The sequence below is a fragment of the uncultured Nevskia sp. genome (assembly GCF_903885465.1).
Lineage (GTDB): Bacteria > Pseudomonadota > Gammaproteobacteria > Nevskiales > Nevskiaceae > Nevskia.
The window spans coordinates 1-3,944 of the sequence record NZ_CAISIQ010000448.1 but is presented as its reverse complement, the minus strand read 5'-3'; the positions used below and the strand labels follow the sequence as shown (position 1 = coordinate 3,944).

The window sequence follows — 3,944 nt, the reverse complement described above, 5'->3', positions numbered from 1 at the left end:
GCTGATGATCCGCCGCCAGATAGGCACGCAGGCGATGCTTGATCTGATACCAGGCGCCCTGGTTTTCCGGCTCTTCCTGACACCAGACCACGTCCTTGGCATTCGGATACGCAGCGATCACCGCTTCGTAATCGATGCGCGGGAACGGATAGAGCTGCTCCAGACGAACCAGTGCCACGTCGTCACGGCCGGCCTTCTGGCGCGCGTCGAAGAGGTCGTAATAGACCTTGCCCGAGCACATCACGATGCGCTTGACCTTGGCCTTGTCGATCTCGGCGTCATCGATCACGTACTTGAAGCTGCCGGTGGTCAGGTCCTCAAGCGAGGACACAGACAGCTTGTGGCGCAGCAGCGATTTCGGCGTCATCACGATCAGCGGCAGACGCAGCGAGCGCTTCATCTGGCGGCGGATCATGTGGAAGAACTGCGCCGGCGTCGACGGCACGCAGACCTGGATGTTGTTCGCTGCGCACAGCTGCAGATAACGCTCCAGACGCGCCGAGGAATGCTCCGGGCCCTGGCCTTCGAAGCCATGCGGCAGGAACATGGTCAGGCCGCAGAGACGGCCCCACTTGACGAAACCGGACGCGATGAACTGATCGACGACCACCTGGGCGCCGTTGGCGAAATCGCCGAACTGCGCTTCCCAGATGACCATGCAATCCGGATCGGTGGTCGAGTAGCCGTACTCGAAGCCGAGCACGCCTTCTTCGCTCAGCAGGGTATCGCTGACGATGAATTTATCCTTGTCGGCATCGAGGTGACGCAGCGGCGTGTAGCTATAGCCGGTCTTCGCATCATGCAAGGTGGCGTGTCGATGGAAGAAGGTGCCGCGGCGCACGTCCTGGCCGGACAGGCGCACATTGAAGCCTTCGGTGACCAGGCCGGCATAGGCCATCGTCTCGGCGAAGCCCCAGTCCATCGGCAACTCGCCCGAAGCCATCTTGGCGCGATCTTCGAGAATCTTGGCGACGCGAGCATGCGGCGTGAAGCCTTCCGGCAGCTTCAGCATGCGCGCCGACAGGCTCTGGACCATGTCGCGGCTCATCGCCGTTTCCGACGGCGTTGCCCAGTCGCCCTTCGAGTAGTTCGCCCAGTTGACCGTGTGCTTGTTGCCGACCAAGCCGAGCGTGGTGCGGGCGATGTTCTCGCCACGATCCAGCGCATCGCGATAGGCACGGACCAGCGCTTCCGGCTCGCCGGCCTGCACGGTACCGTCCTGCACCAGGCGCTGCGAATACAGCGCCAGCGTGGTCGGCAGCTTGCGGATCGCTTCGTACATCACCGGGCTGGTGACCGACGGCTCATCGGCTTCGTTATGGCCGAGGCGGCGATAGCAGCAGATATCGACGATCACGTCCTTATGGAAGGCGTTGCGGAAATCCATCGCCAGACGGGTGACGAACACCACGGCATCCGGGTCATCGCCATTGACGTGAAACACCGGCGCTTCCGACATCTTGGCGAGATCGGTGCAGTAGCGGCTGGTGCGGCTTTCGTGACCTTCGCGGGCCTCGATCGGGTTCGGTGTGGTGAAGCCGATCTGATTGTTGACGATGATGTGCATGGTGCCGCCGGTCGCATAGCCTTTCGACTGCGACAGCTGCATTGTTTCCATGACCACGCCCTGCCCCGCGAACGCGGCATCGCCGTGGATCAGCACCGGCAATACCTGATCGCCACGCTCGTCCTTGCGGCGGGTCTGCCGCGCCTTCACCGAACCCTCGACCACCGGGTTGACGATTTCCAGATGCGAGGGGTTGAAGGCCAGCACCAGATGCAGGCGCTTGCCGGCCACTTCGACATCGGTCGAAAAGCCCATGTGGTACTTGACGTCACCGGCGCGGGACAGCGACTCGGCGGAGTACTTGCCTTCGAACTCGGCGAACAGATCCTTCGGCGACTTGCCGAGCACATTGATCAGCACATTCAGGCGGCCGCGATGGGCCATGCCGATGACGATCTCTTCGGCATCCGCTTCTGCGGCGGTGCGCATCACTTCATCGAGGGCCGGAATCAGCGATTCGCCGCCTTCGACCGAGAAGCGCTTCTGGCCGACGTACTTGTTGTGCAGGTAGCGCTCGATGCCTTCGGCAGCGACCAGCTGGGTCAGCACTTCACGACGGCGCTCGGCCTTCAGACGCGGCTGGAAGGCACGCGATTCGAGACGGGCCTGGATCCAGCGCTTCTGCGCCGTTTCCGTCACGTACATGTATTCCGAACCGATGGTGTCGGTGTACACGGCCTTGACGATGCGCAGGATCTCGCGCAGCGGCAGGCGATCGGCGGCGGCCAGGGTGCCGGTGTTGAACACCGTATCCATGTCGTCCGGCGTCAGGCCGTGGAAGGCCGGATCGAGATCGGGAATCGCCGGCACCACGGTCAGGCCGAGCGGATCGAGCTTCGCCGCCTGATGGCCGCGGACCCGGTAATAGTTGATCAGGCGCAGCACCGCAGCCTGCTTTTCAGCAACGATCACATCGCCGTTGTTCGAGGCGGCAGCGACCGCCATCCTCGGCTCGCGAGCCAGCTTCTCGAACTGCGCGCGGATCGGGCCATGCGCTGTTTCGGTACCACCGCCCGGCCCCTGCACGCCGCGGAAATAGGCACGCCATGCGGCGTCGACCTGACCCGGATCGTCGAGATACTGCTCGTACAGATCTTCGATGTAGGCGGCGTTGGCGCCGTGGATCGATGAACTTTCGATCAGGCTTTGATACTTGCTTCCAGTCATGGGGTCCTCGCGCCTCGCGGCGCCTGCACTTACTACTTGCTGGCCGTCTTGGGGGCGGCGTCGGGGTTGCCGCCGGCGGTATGCCAGTCGGCGGTGAAATCGGACAGGTACTGACGGAACTCGTCGGCCAGTTCCGGATGCTTGAGCGCGTACTCGACGTTGGCCTTCAGATAGCCGAGCTTGGAGCCGCAGTCATAGCGCGTGCCTTCGAATTCATAGGCCAGCACCGTCTGCTCCTGGATCATCATGCTGATCGCATCGGTCAGCTGAATCTCGCCACCGGCGCCGCGCGGAGTACGCTCGAGCAACTTGAAGATGCGCGGCGTCAGGATGTAGCGACCGACCACCGCGAGGTTCGACGGCGCGTCTTCCGGCTTCGGCTTTTCGACGATGCGACGGATCTCGCCAAGGCCAGGGCCGACCGGCTGGGTCTCGACCACACCGTAGCTGGAGACTTCATCCATCGGCACCCGCTGGGTAGCGATGACGCTGGTGCCGTACTCCTGATAGACGCGCTGCATCTGCGCCAGGCAGGGCCGCAGGCGGCCATCGATCAAATCGTCGGCGAGGATCACCGAGAAGTCTTCGTCACCAACCGCCGGCCAGGCGCAGAGCACGGCATGGCCGAGACCCAGCGCTTCGGCCTGGCGGATGAAGATGCAGGTGATGCCCGGCGGCAGGATTTCCTGCACCGTTTCCAGCAGTTTGCCCTTGCCGCGCGAAGCCAGTTCGGCTTCCAGCTCATAGGCCTTGTCGAAGTGATCCATGATCGAATTCTTCGAGCGGCCGGTGATGAAGATCAGCTCTTCGGCACCGGCGGAAATCGCTTCCTGCACCGCGTACTGGATCAGCGGTTTGTCGACCACCGGCAGCATTTCCTTGGCGCTGGCCTTGGTGGCTGGCAGGAAGCGGGTACCGAGACCGGCAACGGGGAATACAGCTTTTCTGATGCGCATGGCGGGCCTCAGATCAACAGGCTAAAAGTGGAAGACGGCGACGAGAGTCACCGGCTCGGAAAGGGCAAGAACGGACATGGGAAAGGACCAGGAATCTATCGCAGGGTTCCGGATAGATGGACCTTGCCGCCAGAAGCTTCCAGCAGCGCGAACTCGATACCGCTCCGTTCCTGCACATAACGCAGCGTCGCGCGGCCGGGAAGCAGCAGCGGCTGCCGGAAGCTGACATCGAAGCGTCGCGGCGCGCAGGCCAG

At 63.0% G+C, this 3,944-nt stretch carries 2 protein-coding genes; both read right to left on the bottom strand.

Going from position 1 to position 3,944, the window contains the following annotated elements; translation table 11 throughout:
• Positions 1 to 2,734, bottom strand: a 2,734-nt coding sequence (locus QZY06_RS17390; RefSeq protein WP_295686398.1) for a 2-oxoglutarate dehydrogenase E1 component, incomplete at its 3' end; no start/stop codon positions are given.
• 32 nt (positions 2,735 to 2,766) lie between these two features.
• Entirely contained in the window at positions 2,767 to 3,690 is a 924-nt protein-coding gene (galU, locus tag QZY06_RS17385; protein ID WP_295686396.1) for a UTP--glucose-1-phosphate uridylyltransferase GalU, read from the bottom strand.
• Between the last annotated feature and the right edge of the window lie 254 nt (positions 3,691 to 3,944).

Bases quoted from the DNA above. Each gene is read 5' to 3' on its own strand.
- galU (WP_295686396.1), bottom strand. From the start codon at position 3,690: ATGCGCATCAGAAAAGCTGTATTCCCCGTTGCCGGTCTCGGTACCCGC.